The sequence below is a fragment of the Paraburkholderia sp. GAS41 genome (assembly GCF_050436545.1).
In the GTDB taxonomy this organism is placed as follows: domain Bacteria; phylum Pseudomonadota; class Gammaproteobacteria; order Burkholderiales; family Burkholderiaceae; genus Paraburkholderia.
Map to the genome: position 1 here is coordinate 54,314 of NZ_JBNDMK010000007.1, position 17,022 is coordinate 71,335.

The following is a 17,022-nucleotide window of genomic DNA, read 5'->3' on the forward strand; positions in this document are numbered from 1 at the left end:
TCAGGAAACCAGCCCAGGTGGCAGATAGGCGTCGGCGAGACTGGCGATGCCCCACCAGAGGATGACGAATATCGCCAGTTCAATGAGCGCCGGCTGCCAGATCAACCAATGCAGCGGCAGCCGATGCACCCAGTCGCGCACGAGAACGGTCACGATCATGGCGAGCGCGGCCCAGATCAGACCAGCGGGCAGGTAGACGCCGAAAACGCGGATCTCTTCAATCATTCTGGCGTGACCCTGAATGGCTGTGCGTTGGGGAACAGATTGCAGCGCATGGCAACCAGCGCGAGCAGCGCCCTATCGCCGAGCCCCGCGCTCTTGTCGAGCGCGCTCACGATGGCCGCATCCAGTGCGTCCAGTAACGACGGCGTCGCACTCGACGCCGCGCCCTTTTTCAGACGTGTGCGATACAACGCTGCGACCTCGCCCAGCGCCGCATGGATGGAACGACGCGCGCGCTCCTGTGCCTGGTCGAGCCCGGCCCTGATCTGGATAAGGTTGCGGCCGATGCGCAGATCGATCAGGCCGTCGGCCGCATGCAGCGCATCGCCGCGGCCCGCAAATGCCATCCGCGCCGCAATCTGGCCGAGCCGGTCGACGGCATAGGCGGTCCAGACAGGCGCGTCGAATGAGCGGGCCGGGTCCGCAAGCTGCGCCAGGTCGGCCCAGTTGCGGCGCACGATCCGATGGACCGTCCAGCTCAGGTTAGCGGAACGAAACAATCGGGTCACGACTAGCGTGGTCACGATACCCCCCAGTTGCGCGAAACCGGTGTTGAGAAATCCGGCGAAGTCGGGCTGGAAGCGGTCCAGAAAGCCCATCGCGACGATAAAGCACGACAGCATCGGTAGCGCGCGCACGGCACGCGGCGGATCGGCCTGCAGATAGCCCATCCACAGAAGCGCCGGTGCGAGCGTCAGGATCAGCATGCCGGTGCCGTCCACTCTCGGCAGGATGGCAAACAGATACAGCGCGGCCAATGGAAAGGTCGAGAGCGTGGCTACCAGGTATCGTCCAATTGCCGGCGCCGGATCGTCCTGCGCCGAGAACGAACAGGTAATCAGCGCCGCGAAGGCCGCCGTGGCTGCGCCGGCGGGCCACGCTAGCAGAATCCACGCGGCGCAATAGAGCATGATGGCGGTCGCGGTGGCCGTGCCCGCCAGCAAAGCGAGGCCATGGTCTCGCGCCAGCGGAAACTCGCGTGTTCCGCCCGCCCCCCGCAGATCGCGCGCAGGGCCAGTCTCGCTTTCGTCAATCGCCTGGACCAGTTGACGGGCGATATGCAACGTGTCGATAAATTCCGCCATACGGTCACACAGACTCGCGGACAACAACGAAGTCCATTCGGCATACTGAAGATGCCTTTCCGCAAGCGCGCGGCACCGCGACGCAAGCGCCCGATCCATGGCCTGCCCCACATCCTGCGGCCCGCGCAGGTCGCTGATCAATGACTCGACCAGAAGCGCCGTCTCGCTGTCGACGGCGTCGAGCGCGCGCAACTGGTCGAGCCGGTTGGCGGCCGCTGAAGCGATGGAAATCAGCGCCGCGAGCCGGTGCTGAAGTTCGGTGACCGTCGCCTGGGTCGTCCTCGCGTAGCGCCGATCGAAGTGCAAATTGCCCGCAATGATGCCGAGTTCGGTGACGTCGGCGGCGAGCTTGCGGCGCTGCTCGTACTCGAGTGCGGTGTGCCGGCTACCCAGCGCTTGCGTGGTCCAGCGCGACGCGTCAGCCAGAAAGGCTCGGGCACGCTCACGAATCGCCGGCCGGACGTTTCTGGGTTGCACCACCATGTGCACGGCGGTCACGCATAGAATGGCCAGCGTCATTTCCTCGACGCGGGATATCGTGGTGGTGAAAATGTCAGACGGATCGTAGAGGTAAGGAAAGCTGATGACCGCAGCGCTGAAAGCGGCCATCTGAAACAGGAACGCGCGTGGTGTCCGGTCGAGCACAGCCAGGTAGATGCAGAAGCCAGTCCACAACGCGAGACAGAAGACCAGCAGAACCGGCGAGTTCTGGAGATTCGGAACCAGCGCAATCGTCACGATCGCGCCCGCCGCGATTCCGCCGAGCCGGTAAAGAACCTTCGGGCGAAACGCGCCCGCCATGGGTTGCGCGGTGACATAGACCGTGAGGAGTGCCCACCACGGGCGGGGAAGACTTGCCGCGAACGAGATGAGCAGCACCCCCGCCGCCGCGATGAAGGTGCTCAACGAGAAAACCAGTTTTCCGGGATCGACAATGAAGCCACCGTCCCTGTGCAGTGGGCTGGCTAGTGAACGCGACACTTTGGACACCCTGGAATATATCGGCCCGCTGCTACGAACGAGCACTCGTCGTAGCCGATGCAGGCAAAGACGACACTATTTGATGTTGTGTAAGGATAGTGCCATCTCCGTCATGCCGCGTACATTTTACGCCCGTCACATATCGTTCCGACTGTCGCCTATCGGGCAACGGTATCGCCGCGCGCTGGAAAAAAATATCAACACCCGCGACAAGCGCTAAAAATGCGCTGGCGGCTATCGCTATGCTGCCGGCTTCGACGGCCCGCGGCCCTTGACCCACTGATCGAAGACAGCGCAGGCCAGCAACAACGCACCCGTGACGAAAAATACATAGCGCATGCCGAAATGCACGCCAACGGCACCGCCAATGAGCGGGCCCGTGACCTGTCCCGCGTATTGCGCGGATTGCAGATAGCCCAGCATTTTTCCGGACTCCTGCTCACGAACCGCCTGCCGTACGAGTTTGGCGATCGACGGTAACAAACCCGCCAGCGTCATGCCCATCAGTCCGCGTAGCACGGCCAGTTGCCACCATTCGGTGACGAAGGCTTGCGGAATCATCACCAGCCCGGTTGCCGCCAGACAACAAATGATGACGTTCCAGCCGCCTATGCGGTCGGCCAAGGCGCCCAGCTTCGCTGCCATGACCATGCTGCCGAATGCCGAGCACGCCATGACGATGCCAGCAACCGTTGCGAGCCGGTTGTGAGCCACACCCAACTGGGCGATATACACGGTGATGATCGGCTCGATCGACATATTGGACAGCAATACCATCATCGCCGTGACCAGCAATGCTCCAAGGACTGCGTAGTTCAGCTTCGCATGCGCTGCGGCGCCGGCGGTCTGTTTCGAGCGGCTGTGCGGCCGATACGTGAAGTCTTCCCGAACCAGCGTAATGGTCAGGAGTGCGGCAACAGCGATCATCCCGCCAGCCGCAAAGAACGCGCCCCGAATGCCGATCAGGTTCGGCAACACACCGCCAATCAACGGGCCTATCAGATTCCCGGCGAGCACACCGGTGGATAACACGCCCAACGCCCAGCCGGCGCGTTCGGGAGGGGCCTGCGTGCCGATCATCACGATCGACGCCGACGCGTAGCCGCCGATCAAGCCCGCCGCGAATCGCAATGCGACAAGCTCATAGACGTTGTGCGCGAGACCAATCGTGGACATCACCACGGCCATACCGATGGCGGCCCGAATCAGCATCGGCTTTCGACCGTAGCGATCCGCCAGTTGTCCCCAGATCGGAGCGGTCAGAGCTGTGCCCAGAAACGTGACACCGAAAGCCACGCCCGACCATTGCACGATTGCCGAGGTCGAACTCACGCCGAGTTGCTGCACGTAAAGCGGCAGGAACGGTAGCAGCATGCTCAAACTGACCAGCGTGGTAAATGACCCGAACACGCAGACGATGAGGTTGCGTCGCCAGTACGGCGCGTTGCGTTCCGAGTAGGTGTGTTTCTCAATGCCGAGAGTTGCCTCGCGCAACTGGTCGCTGGTGTTCGCCATTGCAGATCGATCTATCGTTGATTTGAAACCGGTCGGCGCGGCGCGAAGCCTGGCCGACCGGTTGGACCTTCGTGGTTATTGAATCCCCGGGTGCGTGGCCGGGTATCGTGCTTCTGGACCGACTTTCCCCAGCAGTTGCATCAACTCCGCAACCGGGCGTTCATCCAGCGTGGAGACCAGATCGACGATCTGTCCGCGCAATGCTTCATCTGCGTAGGGTTCGCTCAGCCAATGGAATTTTTCGACCGTCCGCTCCCATGTGAACGGATTGTCGAGTCCGCCTTCGAAGCCGACGTGTTCCTTCGTGAGCACGCGTCCGTCCTTGCAGCGGATCGTCACGCGGGTGTTCAAGGCCTGCGGATACTGCGCGCTGAATCCGGCATCCGGCCGCACCGTGACCCTGCTGAGCAGCGCCTGCGCGTCCGCTGCCTGGACGCGTTCCGGTTCGAGCTGCGCCGGACCCACCTCGTCGTCGAGCAACGCCGCGGCAATCAGATACTTGAGGTTGTAGTCGGCCTGCTCCTTGGTCTGAGGCGCGTCCTTGGGACCGAAACCGCCGCCTCCCGCAATGTCGAAGCCAGTCTGGAAGATGTCGCACACCACCTCCTCAACCTCATCGCTCTTCACTCCGTTGCGCCGCTTCAGATCGAGGGTCGCCTCGAGCACCGGCTGACCGTGAATCAGTGAACAGTACTTCTTCATCACCGTCTGATGAATGACCTCTAGCCGCTGGTCGTCCCAGTCGACGTCGAGCGGCTGGTCGAACATGCGCACCAGACCGTTGGGCCCTTCGAACAGACGCAATGGACCCGTGAAGCCACGCTTCGCGAGCGACGCCGAGTAGATGGCCCGCATACCGGTGATCGCCGGCGAGAAGCCCTTCCATTGCGACACGGGCTCGGAATGAACGCACGTCAAGGAGATATTGTCGACGGTGGCAATTGCCACCGCATGAGCGATCTGTTCGGCGTCGAGCCCGAACAGTTTGCCCGACGCCGCTGCCGACGAGATCGCCAGCTGGATGGCGTGATTGAATCCCTTCGCCATCACTGGAACGATCGCGGTAATGCGGCAACCGATCTCGTAGGCCACCGCGAGTGCGAGCATGAAGTCCTCGCCGCTTGCCGACGCATGCTCGGCCGCTGCGAGGATCGTGCCGAAGTTGTCGCTCGGGTGACAAAGACCGCCCGGCGACATGTAGCTGTCGAGCAGATCGACATAGCGCACCAGTCCTGAGTTGTAAAGCGCGGCCTGGTCCGGCGAGGTGCTGCCACCGCCAATCAGCGTGCACGCTCCCGAGCGGCCATACTCGTCGAACTGCTCGCGTAGTGCCTTGAACGGTTTGCCGGGCAGCGCGCCGATCGCGCAACCCAGGCTGTCGAGAATGTTGCGCTTGAACACGGTTCGCGACTGCGGCGTGAGATGCTGCGCGCGCGCGTCGAAAGCGAATCGTCCAATGCGTTGAGTCGTGGCGGGTGTACTCATGTGACGAAAGTCTCACGGTAAATAGGCAATGAGCCGAAACGGCGGGCTGATTTGCGGCGAACACCGCAAGTTCGCACCGTTCGAAAGGAAGATCAAGCGAATGAATTGCATAGGGCTATCTACCGCGCAGATAGCCCCCGTCCATCCTGGCTTAGCAGCCCTACTCGGTGCTTAGCGCCCCATCGGTACACTCGCGCAATAACTCGACCCATGCCTTGATCTTTGCATCGAGGTGCTGATGCGATGCGTACACCGCGAAAACATTCAGCGTTTCTAACTGATAGTCCGGCAGCACACGTTTCAGCGTACCCGAACGCAACAGGGATCGAACCGTGAAGGTCGGCAATGCGCCAATGCCCATTCCTTCCAGCGCGGCAACCGCCATGGCATCGGGAACGTTGACCTTGAAACGGCCGTCAGGCAGCGAGAATTCGTAGTTGCCCTGCACGTCTTGCAGATGCCAGCGATCCACCGGGAAATCCGGCATGTCGACCTGCAGACAGGTGTGATTCGATAGATCCTCGATCGACTGCGGCACACCGTGAATCGCGAGATATTTAGGCGACGCACACAGGATGCTGTAGAACGTGCCGAGGCGCCGTGACACATAGGCCGAGTCGGGCAAGGCCCCCGGCGCGATCCGCAAGGCCACGTCGTAGCCCTCCTCCAGCAGATCGGGAAGGTTCTGCGAAAGCGTAAGATCGACGGTCACGGCGGGATACCGCTCCTGGTAGGCGGCAACTGCGGGGACCACATAGTTTTGTCCCAGGCTCGATACCGCGTGGACGCGCAGCGTTCCCACCGGCTGCGCCTGCGCGCTCGACGCCTCGGCCTCAGCCTGCGCCACCGACGCGGTAATCGCATAGCACCGTTGCAGATACCGCTCGCCGGCCTCCGTCAACGCGATACGCCGCGTCGTGCGGTTGAGCAAGCGGGTGCACAGGTGCGATTCGAGGTCGGAAACCGAACGCGACACATAGCCCGTAGTGGTGCCAAGCTGAGTGGCAGCCGCCGTAAAACTGCCCGCCTCGGCCACTTCGACGAACATCCTCATGTTGCGGAACGTGTCCATGCTGCTCCGATCAATCCGTGTTGAACGGAGACAGCGCGCACTTATCTCCGCCTCGGCATGCTGTCTGCATTCGACATGTTGTCCTTGACGCGTCATGTACAGCATAGACTGAACCGGAACTACATTCTCTTATGCGGTCCGCTGGAAAGCCCGTGTGCAGGGCATTGCGCCTTTGCTGGACGGAGCGATCCGCGATTGTTTCCGTGTGCGAACAAGTTGCGTGGACTAGTTCCCGGGGAAAATAGCCTGGGTAGTCAGCTTACGCAGGTGCCAAGGTCGGCACCTGCGTCGGGACGCCGGCGATCACCGGCAGCGATCGAAAATTGACCGCACTTCACCTGACACGATCATGAATCAGAAGCTCATTCGAAAACGCGACGGCGAATCCGGCACCGCGTTCCCGTCTCATGCCGGTTCAATCCTTAAGGATACCTACGAATTGCACACGTTGCCGCAGCCGGACCCACCCCGTTCAGGCCTCCGCCAGTCCCAGCTCGTCGAGTATCGTGGACATGAGACCCGCGCGCCGCCACTGCAGCCATTTGATGTAGCACGTCTGTGACGGCGGAAAGTTACCCGGCAACCGGTGCCACTTCTCGTGACGGGTGACGACCCAAAGAATCGCATTCAATACGTCACGCGGATCGCGAGATGGGCGGCCAAACCGTTGCTTCGAATCCCGGTGCAGTAAGTGACTGACACGCTGCCATGCTTCGTCGGTAAGAGGAATATCCATCGCGTTGACCCCAATTCACTAAACAGTACATTCCACATAGTAGGTTTTGGTGGGTTTATTCTAAATAGCGATGTGATGCGCGTTTCGGTCGTTATCCGATAGATTGGCTCGTGGGCTGGTGTGTTCTCCTTAGGGACGAGCGACGCGAAAAAGGCGGGCCATATCCCACTCTGCGGCGCTAGTGAAAGCCGTACTCCGGGTTGTGCGGATCGAACGTAGCGGCGTTCCAGTGACGCGGCACCACGCCCTCGAAGCGGATCATTTCCAGTAGCCTGCCGCGCTCGTCCCAGGCGATTTCGCCGCTGGGCCAAAGGTGTTGCAGGTCGAACAGCAGTCGCACGCGCTGCGCATAGTGCGCGGGTGGCCCGGAGGGAGCCATCCAGGTCCAGGCCAGCATCCGCGTACCGCGCACATTCATCAGTTCAATGTGAGTGGGCCGCGCACTGAGGCCCTCCTCACCAAAGCTACGAGCGTCGTGATCCACTGTGCGGGCGATGAACTGCAGACCCAGATCGCGCACGCTATGGCGCGACTGGCTGTGCGCGAGCGAGCCATCCACCGCGATCCTGCCTGATACGAGACGCAGCAACCCGCCCGCGTGACCGTAGATGCTGTTGGGGTCGGTTGTTTCGTCGTACAAAATTTCCTGGCCGGCATGGGTGCCGTCCGGTAGCCATTTTGCGTAGACCTTGCGCGGATTGTCCTGGTACCGGATCAGCATGTGATCCGGGCGATCGGACCATCTGCCGAATACGCGCTCCTGCCGGAACATGCTGTATTCATAGTCGCTGTCGAGAATCATGTCGGATCTCGCGTACGCCACGAAGGCCTCTGGCTTCATGGCGTCCATCAGGGCCAGGATCTGGGCGTCGCTCAGCAACAGCAGCGAGTGGTTTTCTATCCGCATCCGCAACGACGCTGCCTGCTCCTCAGCCGTGAGACGCCGGAACGGCTCGACTTCCGTGCCGGCCGAAGCCGGTGCGGCCGCATGGTTGAATGGCGCGGCTGCAGCGAGTACAGGGAGTAAAACCGGGCTGACCGATTGGGCCCGAGTAACCATTGAAAGCAGATTGAAGGTCAACGTCAACAGCAGCGCCGGCACAGCGAAGCCGGGACGCAGGCGCCTCGTCCCGGCACGAAACAGGTTGTTCATGATGTCGAATGGCCGCAGGAATACCCCGACGTTGTCGCCGTCGTGTCTTCGGCGTCGCCCAGCACATGGGAGTACGCGCGCAAATACACGCCACAGCGGCGGTGGACGCTTGTCGCCAGTGGACGTGGTTGCCTGAGGAGGTAAACGCTGGCACACGCCGCTTTATTCCAGTGACGTGCGCGGCGCGCTTCACCGAAGCAATCTTTCGCGGTAAGCAAAGATTCAATCGTTGATAAAGGCTGATGCCGTCCGAACGCCCAACTTTCCGGCTGTTGGTCAAGTGGAATGGCGCAAAGACGCTCTCCTGCTATGGATAGGTGAAAAAATTGGTTCGAACCGGCGGCCTGATTGCGGACACTCGTGATGTTCAAATCGACCTCACGACCATCATGAAGGGATTCGGATATCACCCGCATCGCACGCTCGATGAAGCCACGGAAGATGCCCCTGCATCGTCGGATCGGCCGCGCGTGTCAGTGAAACAGGTTGTCAGCGTATTGCTGGTCGGGGCCGTTCTGGCCGTCCTCCACAGGGAGATTTCCGGTGCGGCCGATGGCTCGCTGCTGTCTGTCCTCACCGGTTACGCGGGCAGCGCACTGCACCATCTCACGTCGATCCTGTTTGGCCGCTGATGGCGGCGGACGCCATCATCACCGGCATGCCGACGTGACACCGGTGCGAATACGCTATCCGATGGTGGCGCTCAGGCTGTCTTTTGTCGCAATGGGACGATTGCGGTCCGCAAACGCATCGGGCCGCGCGCCGCTCAGGCTTTGCCAGATGACGACCCCTTCCTGGACCTCTGGGCCAAAGCCCAGTTCATGGTGATCGTAGGCCAGCATTTGCGCGAACCAGCGCTTCAGAAAGCGTGAGCGGTCGAACACCTCGCCGCAAACCGGGTTGTCGTAGACGACGAAAAGGTGCTCGATTGCGCCACTCGCGAGGCCCTCTTCCAGCTTGCAGAGAAGCGCCGCCATCAGATCGGGGCCAAACGGATTGAACATGAACACGACCACCTTGCCGGATGGCACCGCCAGATCGGCGACATTGGCGGCCACCGCGCGAATCGGCGGACGGTGCGGAAAGCGACGTGCCATCACCGCCCCGTTCGCATTCGCGATCTTGACCAGGTCTTCACTGATGTCATAGCCCAGCGCGAGCGCGAACGGATACTCGGATGCGACGATCAGCGGCCGGCCCTTGCCGCAACCGATATCGATGAAGGTATATCCGGCGATATCGCCCAGCGTATCCAGCGCGCGACGAATGATGGTGGGTTGGGAGCCCATATAAGGGCTCAGTTGAGCGGCGAGTTCAGGATCGCGCTGCAATGCCAGCGCATCGACAAAGCCGCTGGTTTCGGTGCCGTACTGCAGGTCGATTGGATGTCGGCGCATACAGCCCGAATACACGGCGCGCAGCAACGGCACACGAATGCAGATGCGGCGTATGCGCGGCGTGAACATGGCGCGCTGCACGCCATCCGGCAAGCGCGCGACGGCATTCAGCAGCGGCTGCTTGAGCGCGCGCCGCAGGGCGATACGTGAACCGCCGAATGTCGATGTCCGCATGGAGCCGCCAGATGTGAGAATGCAAGGCAATGCCCGGTTCGCGGATCATCATCACATCGCAACGCAGGAAAGTGCCGCCAGACGTCTGTTGAATTACGACAAGACGCGCTCAGTGCAGCCAGCGCGGGACGATGCATGCGGCCTACATGCGGCCTACATGCGCCGTTGCCCGTGTCGCCGCTCACTTAAGACCGAGCCGCTTCGCAAGACGGTTGAGGTTGGCGCGATCCAGGCCGAGTTCACGTGCGACAGCGGCCCAGTTCTGGTTCTGACGCGCCAGCGCGTCCAGCACCATGTTGCGCTCGAAGGCGGTCACGGCACTGCGAAAATCGCGCTCGGCGCTCGGCGGCGCGGCATGATCAGGCGCTGCGTCATCCTCCTCGCTAATCCTCGCCGACAGCGCCAGGTCCGCGGCCGTCAAGGTGAGAATCCGCCGCCGTTCGCGATTGGTTGCCAGCGCCTTCAGCGCACTGCGGCCAATCAGATGTTCGAGTTCGCGCACGTTGCCAGGCCACGTATAACGCAGAAGCGCGGCTTGGGCGTCGGCGGACAGACGGATGCTGAGCAGGCCGAGCCGTGAGCGGTTTTCCTCGATGAAGAAGCCGGCGAGCAGCAACACGTCGCGCCCCCGCTCGCGCAGCGGCGGCACGCACAGCGGGTAGACGCTGAGCCGATGATAGAGGTCCGCGCGAAAACGCCCCGACCGCACTTCTTCAGCCAGATCGCGATTGGTGGCCGCGATCAGCCGCACATCCACCTGATGTTCGTGGTCCGAACCAATACGCTGCAACTGGCCGTTCTGCAGTACCCGCAGCAGCTTCGCCTGCACAGCGAGCGGCAATTCGCCGACTTCATCGAGAAACAGCGTGCCGCCGTCCGCCAGTTCGAACTTGCCGCGCCTGTCCGCCGACGCGCCCGAGAACGCGCCGCGCACATGCCCGAACAGTTCGCTCTCAACCAGCGTGTCCGGCAGTGCAGCGCAGTTCAGGCTGATCAGCGGCTTGCCGGAGCGCGACGACAGCGCATGAATCGCACCGGCCACCAGTTCCTTGCCGACGCCCGTTTCGCCCGTCACCAGCACGGTGAGGTCGCTACTGGCGACGACTTCGATCTCCTCGACCAGATGCTTGTGCGCCTCGCTGCTCCCGATCATTTCACGGCTGCCTTGACTGCTCGCCTGCCGGTAGGCTTCGGCGCGGCTGCGTTCCGCCTCGCTCGTGCGCGCCAGTGAATCGATTCGCTCCACCACGCTGACGGTCGCGGCGGCGAGGCTAAGGAAGGCCTGCAGCGAAGCCATATCCACGGTGTCGAAACGCGCCGGGTCGAGGGCGTCGAGGGTGAGCAGACCCCACGGCCGGCCGCGGACAAACAGCGGACAGCCGAGGCAATCGTGAACCTCCAGCTTCCCATCCACGCCCTGCACGAGGCCGTCATAAGGATCGGGCAAGTCGGAGTCCGCGGCAAAGCGGGTCGGTTCAGGTCGCGACAGCAGTTGCTCGAAACGCGGATGCTCGCTCACGCGAAAGCGGCGTCCAAGCGTATCGCTGCTCAAGCCGTCAATGGCGAGCGGCGCCAGCGTGTCGCCGTCCAGTCGCAGCAATGCCGCGGCATCGGCAGGAAAAAGCGCCCGCAGACTGCTCAACAAACGCCGGTAGCGTTCGTCGTCCGGGAGGTCGTGCGAGAGGTCCTGCACGAGCGGCGTGAGCGCGTCGAGCACGGCCCGCGCAGTCATTCCGACCTCGTTTGCAGTCAATCTGACTAGAGTCGAATGGACCATTGAAAATTCTAAATCATTGATTTATAGCGATTTTACATCGGGCACGGAACGTGAGTATAGAAAGGCATAAGCTGACTTGGCTTACCTTCCACCCACAAAGGAATCTTCACCATGCTTTCCGCCGAACATCGTGCCATCGTCAAAGCCACCGTTCCTCTTCTCGAAAGCGGCGGCGAGGCGCTCATCACTCATTTCTACAAGCTGCTGATGGATGAACACCCCGAAGTCCGGCCGCTGTTCAACCAGGCGAACCAGGCTAGCGGCGCGCAACAACGCGCCCTGGCAAACGGCGTGCTGATGTACGCACGGCACATCGACCAGCTCGAACAACTCGGCGGCCTCGTTGGCCAGATCATCAACAAGCACGTGGCGTTGAACATCCAGCCCGAGCATTATCCGATTGTTGGCGGCTGCCTGCTGCGTTCGATTCGTGAAGTGCTCGGCGCGGAGATCGCCACGGATGCCGTCATCGAAGCGTGGGCCGCAGCGTACCAACAGCTCGCCGACCTGCTGATCGGACTCGAAGAAGGCATCTATGCCAAGCGCGAAGCAGCGCCTGGAGGCTGGCGCGGGACCCGTCTGTTCCGGGTTGCACGCAAAGTGCCGGAGAGCGATGAGATCACGTCGTTCTACTTGCGCCCGGACGATGGCGGCGAGTTGCTGGCATTCCACGCGGGTCAATACATCGGCATGCGGCTGGTGATCAATGGCGAAGAAGTGCGCCGCAACTATTCGTTGTCGGCGGCTTCGAACGGCCGCGAATATCGCATCAGCGTCAAACGCGAGCCAAACGGCAAGGTGTCGAACCATTTGCACGCCAACGTCAATGAAGGCGACGCGCTCGAACTCTTCGCACCGAGCGGCGATTTCCAGCTCCAGCAAAGCGACAAGCCACTCGTGCTGATTAGCGGCGGTGTCGGCATCACCCCCACGCTTGCCATGCTGCAGGCCACCCTTGAAACCAGGCGGCCCGTGCACTTCATCCACTCCGCGCGGCACGGTGGCGTGCATGCGTTTCGCCGCACGCTCGACGAGCTCGCGGCCCGTCACCCGCAACTCAAGCGCTTCTACGTCTACGAGCAAAAGCGCGCAGAGGATGCCGAAGTACAGGGAATCGGCTACCTCGACGAGGCACGGCTCGCGGCATGGTTGCCCGAATCGCGCGACGTGGATGTCTACTTCCTCGGCCCCATTGGCTTCATGAAGGCCGTGAAGAAGCATCTGAAGGCGATCGGCGTGCCGGAATCGCAAAGTCACTACGAGTTCTTCGGCCCCGCTTCAGCACTCGAATAAACACGGCTGCGGCCCGCGCTTCGCGACTCAGTGGCCAAGGCCGCTGGCGGCGATCTGCTGCTCAACATGCTGGGCGAAAAGCGAATGCAGATGCGTAGTCGGATGCAGGTCGTCGGCGAACATGTAGGTCTGGTCCGCGTTGGCGCTGACGTAGGTGGCCGGCGAGCAGAGCAGCGAGGTGTCGTCCGGCGTCTTGTTGGGGTCGCACGCCTGGCCTGTGTTCGAGACGGAAAAGCCGTTGGCCTGAAAGTTCGCGATGATCCCGTTCAGCCACGTATAGGCGTCGACCTGGATCACCTTGCTTTGCAGGCCATTGGTCTGCAAGGCAGAGGTCAGCGTACTGTTGAAGAGTTCCGATAGCTGGGTATAGTTTGCTCCGCCGTCGGACGCAGCAAGGCCTTTGGGCGACAGTCCGATGTTCGGAAGATTGACCACCACGACATGCGTCGCGCCGTTCTGGACGATCTGCCCCACCAGTTGTGCGAGTGTGGTGGCGGCGGTTTGCACGGTGGCAGTTGCCGCAGGCGGCGAGCCGGCCCGCAGCACATCGTTGGCGCCGGCCCACACGAGCACCAGTTGATTCGAGTTAAAGCTCTGGTGAGCGCTCAGATAGCTGGAAAGCTGCTGATTGACCGGCATTTCGACGTCGCCGATCACGGCCGTCAGAAAGTCGTTCTGGCTCGCCGGCGTCGCGACGGTCGCGCCGCCCTCTGCGTAACCGAGACCGCTCTGCGCCTTGAGTTCATGCGTGGGATCGATCGTGTAGGCGGCGCTCAGCGTATCGCCGTAGTATTGCGCGACATCCTGCGTCCACACCTGGCCCGGGTTGGTCGTGAAACGGCCGCCACCCACCGCGCCTGCGATGGGCGCATACGTCCCGACGTCCGACAGGCTGTCACCGAACGACACCACTTGCAGATTGACGCCGCCTGCGGGCGTGGTCGTGGTGCCGCTGCCCGAGCTGTTGCCTCCGTGGCCGCCGCCACACGCCGAGAGCAGTGAAATCGCCACGGAAAAAATTGCAACGCGTACGGTGTGATTGAATGGTCGCATCGCGACTCCCTCGTGATCGGATGGGGCTTTCCGGTCACCTGACGCCCTGATTTAGGCGCGGCGGCCCCCGGAATCATTAGGGTGTAGCAAAAAGCGTGCACCCATCGCGGATGGCGGGCCAGCATGCCGCAATACTCCTCACGCAACCCATGCATAAGCTTCCAACAAAAAATTCGTTGCAATGGTCGGGCGAAACCCTAAGGTAGTGGGTCTGCAAAGCATCACAGCATGATGAATCCATGCCGAGTCCCATGTCACCCCAAACCGAAACGATTGCCGACTGGTTGCTATCCGGTCTCCAGCTGAAAAGCACGATCTTTCACGTCGGCCAATATTGCGGCGCGTGGCAGGCCTCGACGGCGGGACGCCATCGCGCCAGTTTTCACCTTGCGCTGCATGGCGAATCCTGGTTGCATCTGCCCACCAACGCGCAGCGCGCCGCCCACAGCGTGCGCCTCGCGCCCGGTGATGCGGTATTCCTGCTGCACGACATGCCGCATTGCCTGTCACCGGATCCGCGGCCGCCGGCGAGCGGTCACGAGAGCGAACGCATTGGCGCCATGTCGCCACTGACATCGCCCGACGATGTGCGCGCGCCCGCCGACGGCAGCGTCGGTATCGCCTGTGGTTTCTTCGAGTTCAACTCCGGGCTCGACGACATGCTGCTCAGCCTCCTGCCCGACTATATCGTCGCGCGGCGCGACAATCCGTCGCTCGACGGCGCCCGGGCGATTTTCGACCTGATTCGCGCGGAAGCGCTGCGCGACGTGCAAACGCCCTCGCCGCTGATTGCCCGTCTTACGGATCTTCTGATTGTCTACGTACTGCGTGCCGTAACAGGTCAGGATGAGATCGCGCCCTGCTTCTGGTCGTTGATGCGTCGCGCGGAATTCGCCCCGCTGGTCGCGGCGATTATCGAAGCCCCCGCGGACCGCTGGACCACCGACACCATGGCGAGCTTCGTCCATATGTCGCGGGCGCGCTTTTGCAAGCAGTTCGTCGATATTTCCGGTCAGCCGCCCGCCCAGTTCGTCACGCTGGTACGCATGAAAATGGCGGCGGCCATGTTGCGCGGCGGATCAAGCATGCCGGATGCCGCCGAACGGGTGGGATATCAATCGGAGTCGGCGTTTGCACAGGCATTCAAGCGCGTCACCGGCGTGCAGCCTGGCGCCTACCGCCGCAGCGCCGTGAAGCCCGCGGAACAGCGTGCGCCAGCGGCCGGTCACACGTCGTCCGCCGCGCTGCATTGAGCGACCGCTTGCAGAGGATGGGGGCGCGTGGAGCGTGACGCTGGACAAACTCGCAGGATTCGCAGACAGGCGCGCATTGTTCGGACGCGGTTGCCGGACTCACAATTGAGCCATCAACCGTGAGGAACCATCATGAGCCGTCTTCGTTTGCATACCCCCGAGAGCGCCCCTGAGGCGAGCCGTCCCTACCTGGAGCGTTCCCAGGCCAACAACGGCTTTCTGCCGAATCTGGTCGCGTCGCTCGCCAACGCGCCTACCGCGCTCGAAGCCTATCTGACCGTAGCCGAAATCAACGGGCGCAGCGGCCTCACGCTGGCCGAGCGCGAAACGATCCAGATCACGGCCGCCGCCATCCATGGATGCGCGTTCTGCGTGGCAGGCCACACGGCGGTCGCACTGAAGAAGGCGCAACTGGAGCCGCAGATCGTCGAGTCGATTCGTGGCCAGCAACCGGTGTCGGACGCGCGCCTCGAAGCAGTGGCCGTGTTTACGCGCGAAGTCATCGCTGCGCGTGGCGCCGTCGCCGACGAAGCGCTGGCAGCCTTCCGCGCCGCCGGCTTTAGCGATGCGAATGCACTGGAAGTAGTGCTCGGCGTGAGCCTCGCCACGCTGTGCAACTTCGCCAACAACCTCGCGCAAAACGAGCTGAACCCGCAACTCGCCGCCTATCGCTGGACGCCGCCGCAGGGGCAAGCTGCATGAACCCGCAGTCGCTAGCGAGCCGCGCGCCCGAATTCGCGGCATGGCTCGATGAGCACGCCGAACCAATCGACACCCGCCAGGACCTCGCCGCGCAGATCCTGCCGCAGCTTGGCCGCGCCCAGCTATTGCGGCTGGGTGTGCCCATCGATCTGGGCGGACTCGGCGGGACGACCGTCGACGCGATCGAGGCCATCGCCAACGTCGCGGCGCATTCGCTCGCGGCTGCCTTTGTGTTCTGGGGACAGCGGACTTTCATCGAGTATCTGCTGCATAGTCCGAACGAAGGGCTTCGTACGCGCTGGTTGCCCCCGCTCCTGAGTGGCGAACTGGCTGGCGCGACCGGTCTTTCGAACGCCATGAAGTATCTCTCGAGTCTGGAGCCGTTGCAGATGAACGCAACGCCGCTGGACAATAGCGGCGACATCGGACAATGGACGCTGAACGGCAGCCTGCCGTGGATCACCAACCTGCGCCGCGAAGGCTTTCTTGCGGCGGCCGCCTTCGATCATAGCGACGGCGCACCGCCTTCGATCTTCGCGTTACCGTACGACGCACCCGGCCTCACGCGCAGCGACGACCTCGACCTGATCGCGCTGCGATCGAGCAATACCGCAGCGCTCCGCCTCGACGCCGCGGTGCTCGACGCGAGCTGGCAAATCACCGACGACGCGCGCGGTTTTCTGCTGCGCGTGCGCCCTGCCTTTCTGGGGCTGCAATGCGGCATGTCAATCGGTCTTGCACGCCGCTCTCTCGCCGCTGTGGACGGGGCCAGCGCGGCATCGCGCGCCGCCGTCGAAGAGGACGCCGCGGATCTGCTGAACGCACTGGCCGTGCTGTCGCAACGCCTGTTCGACGGCGTTCAGCGTGGCACCTTTCTCGCCACGCCCGCCGCGCTGTTCGAAGTGCGCATCGCCCTGGCCGCGCTCGCGGATGCGGCGGTTCGCCTGGAAGTACAGACGACCGGCGGACGCGGCTATCTGCGGGGTCAAAGCGGCTGCGCGCGCCGTACGCGTGAAGCGGCCTTCGTGCCGATCGTCACACCGAGCATCGTGCAGCTGAAAAACCAGCTTGCGCAGCATCGACAGACGCAGGCGGCATGAGTCAGGCGACCCGCACGTCCGCAC

15 protein-coding genes are annotated in these 17,022 nt (G+C 62.6%); 5 read left to right on the forward strand and 10 right to left on the reverse strand.

Annotation, left to right across the window (positions count from 1 at the left end; all coding sequences use genetic code 11):
- The 7 genes from P3T43_RS12440 to P3T43_RS12470 form a co-directional block, all read right to left on the reverse strand.
- Entirely contained in the window at positions 1-225 is a 225-nt protein-coding gene (locus P3T43_RS12440) for a DUF1656 domain-containing protein (RefSeq protein ID WP_429281345.1), read from the reverse strand.
- Positions 222-2,288 (reverse strand): FUSC family protein, encoded by a 2,067-nt coding sequence (locus P3T43_RS12445; protein WP_429281346.1) that lies wholly within the window; start codon positions 2,286-2,288, stop codon positions 222-224. Before P3T43_RS12445 ends, P3T43_RS12440 begins: the two co-directional genes overlap by 4 nt.
- A gap of 240 nt (positions 2,289-2,528) precedes the next feature.
- Positions 2,529-3,803, reverse strand: a complete 1,275-nt coding sequence (locus P3T43_RS12450; RefSeq protein WP_429281347.1) for an MFS transporter — start codon at positions 3,801-3,803, stop codon at positions 2,529-2,531.
- A 75-nt stretch (positions 3,804-3,878) separates the two neighbouring features.
- Positions 3,879-5,288: an MmgE/PrpD family protein gene (locus P3T43_RS12455; protein WP_429281348.1), complete on the reverse strand. Its 1,410-nt coding sequence runs from the start codon at positions 5,286-5,288 to the stop codon at positions 3,879-3,881.
- A gap of 160 nt (positions 5,289-5,448) precedes the next feature.
- The gene (locus P3T43_RS12460; protein WP_429281349.1) at positions 5,449-6,360 is read right to left on the reverse strand and encodes a LysR family transcriptional regulator; all 912 of its coding nucleotides are present in this window, start codon (positions 6,358-6,360) and stop codon (positions 5,449-5,451) included.
- A gap of 472 nt (positions 6,361-6,832) precedes the next feature.
- Entirely contained in the window at positions 6,833-7,096 is a 264-nt protein-coding gene (locus P3T43_RS12465; protein ID WP_429281350.1) for a transposase, read from the reverse strand.
- A gap of 178 nt (positions 7,097-7,274) precedes the next feature.
- Positions 7,275-8,249, reverse strand: a complete 975-nt coding sequence (locus P3T43_RS12470) for a DUF1571 domain-containing protein (RefSeq protein ID WP_429281351.1) — start codon at positions 8,247-8,249, stop codon at positions 7,275-7,277.
- Between the two features lie 326 nt (positions 8,250-8,575).
- On the opposite strand from P3T43_RS12470, the gene P3T43_RS12475 reads away from it, so the two are divergent.
- Positions 8,576-8,881 carry a hypothetical protein gene (locus tag P3T43_RS12475; protein WP_429281352.1) on the forward strand — a complete coding sequence of 102 codons (306 nt, stop codon included), beginning with the start codon at positions 8,576-8,578 and terminating at the stop codon, positions 8,879-8,881.
- A 54-nt stretch (positions 8,882-8,935) separates the two neighbouring features.
- On the opposite strand, the gene P3T43_RS12480 is transcribed toward P3T43_RS12475, so the two are convergent.
- Both P3T43_RS12480 and norR read right to left on the reverse strand, forming a co-directional pair.
- Complete coding sequence (locus tag P3T43_RS12480) at positions 8,936-9,820, reverse strand: hypothetical protein (protein WP_429281353.1); 885 nt, start codon at positions 9,818-9,820, stop codon at positions 8,936-8,938.
- 181 nt (positions 9,821-10,001) lie between these two features.
- Complete coding sequence (norR, locus tag P3T43_RS12485; protein WP_429281354.1) at positions 10,002-11,597, reverse strand: nitric oxide reductase transcriptional regulator NorR; 1,596 nt, start codon at positions 11,595-11,597, stop codon at positions 10,002-10,004.
- Positions 11,598-11,708: 111 nt separating this feature from the next.
- On the opposite strand from norR, the gene hmpA reads away from it, so the two are divergent.
- Positions 11,709-12,890, forward strand: coding sequence for an NO-inducible flavohemoprotein (gene hmpA / locus P3T43_RS12490; protein ID WP_429281355.1), 1,182 nt, complete (start codon positions 11,709-11,711; stop codon positions 12,888-12,890).
- Between the two features lie 27 nt (positions 12,891-12,917).
- Here hmpA and P3T43_RS12495 read toward each other — a convergent pair whose 3' ends face one another.
- Positions 12,918-13,943 (reverse strand): SGNH/GDSL hydrolase family protein, encoded by a 1,026-nt coding sequence (locus P3T43_RS12495; protein WP_429281356.1) that lies wholly within the window; start codon positions 13,941-13,943, stop codon positions 12,918-12,920.
- A 251-nt stretch (positions 13,944-14,194) separates the two neighbouring features.
- Here P3T43_RS12495 and P3T43_RS12500 point away from each other — a divergent pair, with 251 nt between their 5' ends.
- From P3T43_RS12500 to P3T43_RS12510, 3 genes are all read left to right on the forward strand, one after another.
- A complete protein-coding gene (locus P3T43_RS12500) occupies positions 14,195-15,196 on the forward strand; it encodes an AraC family transcriptional regulator (RefSeq protein ID WP_429281357.1) in 1,002 nt (333 codons plus the stop codon).
- Positions 15,197-15,328: 132 nt separating this feature from the next.
- The gene (locus P3T43_RS12505) at positions 15,329-15,898 is read left to right on the forward strand and encodes a carboxymuconolactone decarboxylase family protein (RefSeq protein ID WP_429281358.1); all 570 of its coding nucleotides are present in this window, start codon (positions 15,329-15,331) and stop codon (positions 15,896-15,898) included.
- Complete coding sequence (locus P3T43_RS12510; protein ID WP_429281359.1) at positions 15,895-16,998, forward strand: acyl-CoA dehydrogenase family protein; 1,104 nt, start codon at positions 15,895-15,897, stop codon at positions 16,996-16,998. The genes P3T43_RS12505 and P3T43_RS12510 overlap by 4 nt, the downstream gene beginning before the upstream one ends.
- The last annotated feature ends 24 nt before the right edge of the window (positions 16,999-17,022 follow it).

Coding starts and splice junctions, on each gene's coding strand:
- P3T43_RS12500 (WP_429281357.1), top strand. CDS start 14,195: ATGTCACCCCAAACCGAAACGATTGCCGACTGGTTGCTATCCGGTCTC.
- P3T43_RS12470 (WP_429281351.1), bottom strand. CDS start 8,249: ATGAACAACCTGTTTCGTGCCGGGACGAGGCGCCTGCGTCCCGGCTTC.
- norR (WP_429281354.1), bottom strand. CDS start 11,597: ATGGTCCATTCGACTCTAGTCAGATTGACTGCAAACGAGGTCGGAATG.
- P3T43_RS12510 (WP_429281359.1), top strand. CDS start 15,895: ATGAACCCGCAGTCGCTAGCGAGCCGCGCGCCCGAATTCGCGGCATGG.
- P3T43_RS12460 (WP_429281349.1), bottom strand. CDS start 6,360: ATGGACACGTTCCGCAACATGAGGATGTTCGTCGAAGTGGCCGAGGCG.
- P3T43_RS12505 (WP_429281358.1), top strand. CDS start 15,329: ATGAGCCGTCTTCGTTTGCATACCCCCGAGAGCGCCCCTGAGGCGAGC.
- P3T43_RS12455 (WP_429281348.1), bottom strand. CDS start 5,288: ATGAGTACACCCGCCACGACTCAACGCATTGGACGATTCGCTTTCGAC.
- P3T43_RS12495 (WP_429281356.1), bottom strand. CDS start 13,943: ATGCGACCATTCAATCACACCGTACGCGTTGCAATTTTTTCCGTGGCG.
- P3T43_RS12450 (WP_429281347.1), bottom strand. CDS start 3,803: ATGGCGAACACCAGCGACCAGTTGCGCGAGGCAACTCTCGGCATTGAG.
- P3T43_RS12480 (WP_429281353.1), bottom strand. CDS start 9,820: ATGCGGACATCGACATTCGGCGGTTCACGTATCGCCCTGCGGCGCGCG.
- hmpA (WP_429281355.1), top strand. CDS start 11,709: ATGCTTTCCGCCGAACATCGTGCCATCGTCAAAGCCACCGTTCCTCTT.
- P3T43_RS12440 (WP_429281345.1), bottom strand. CDS start 225: ATGATTGAAGAGATCCGCGTTTTCGGCGTCTACCTGCCCGCTGGTCTG.
- P3T43_RS12465 (WP_429281350.1), bottom strand. CDS start 7,096: ATGGATATTCCTCTTACCGACGAAGCATGGCAGCGTGTCAGTCACTTA.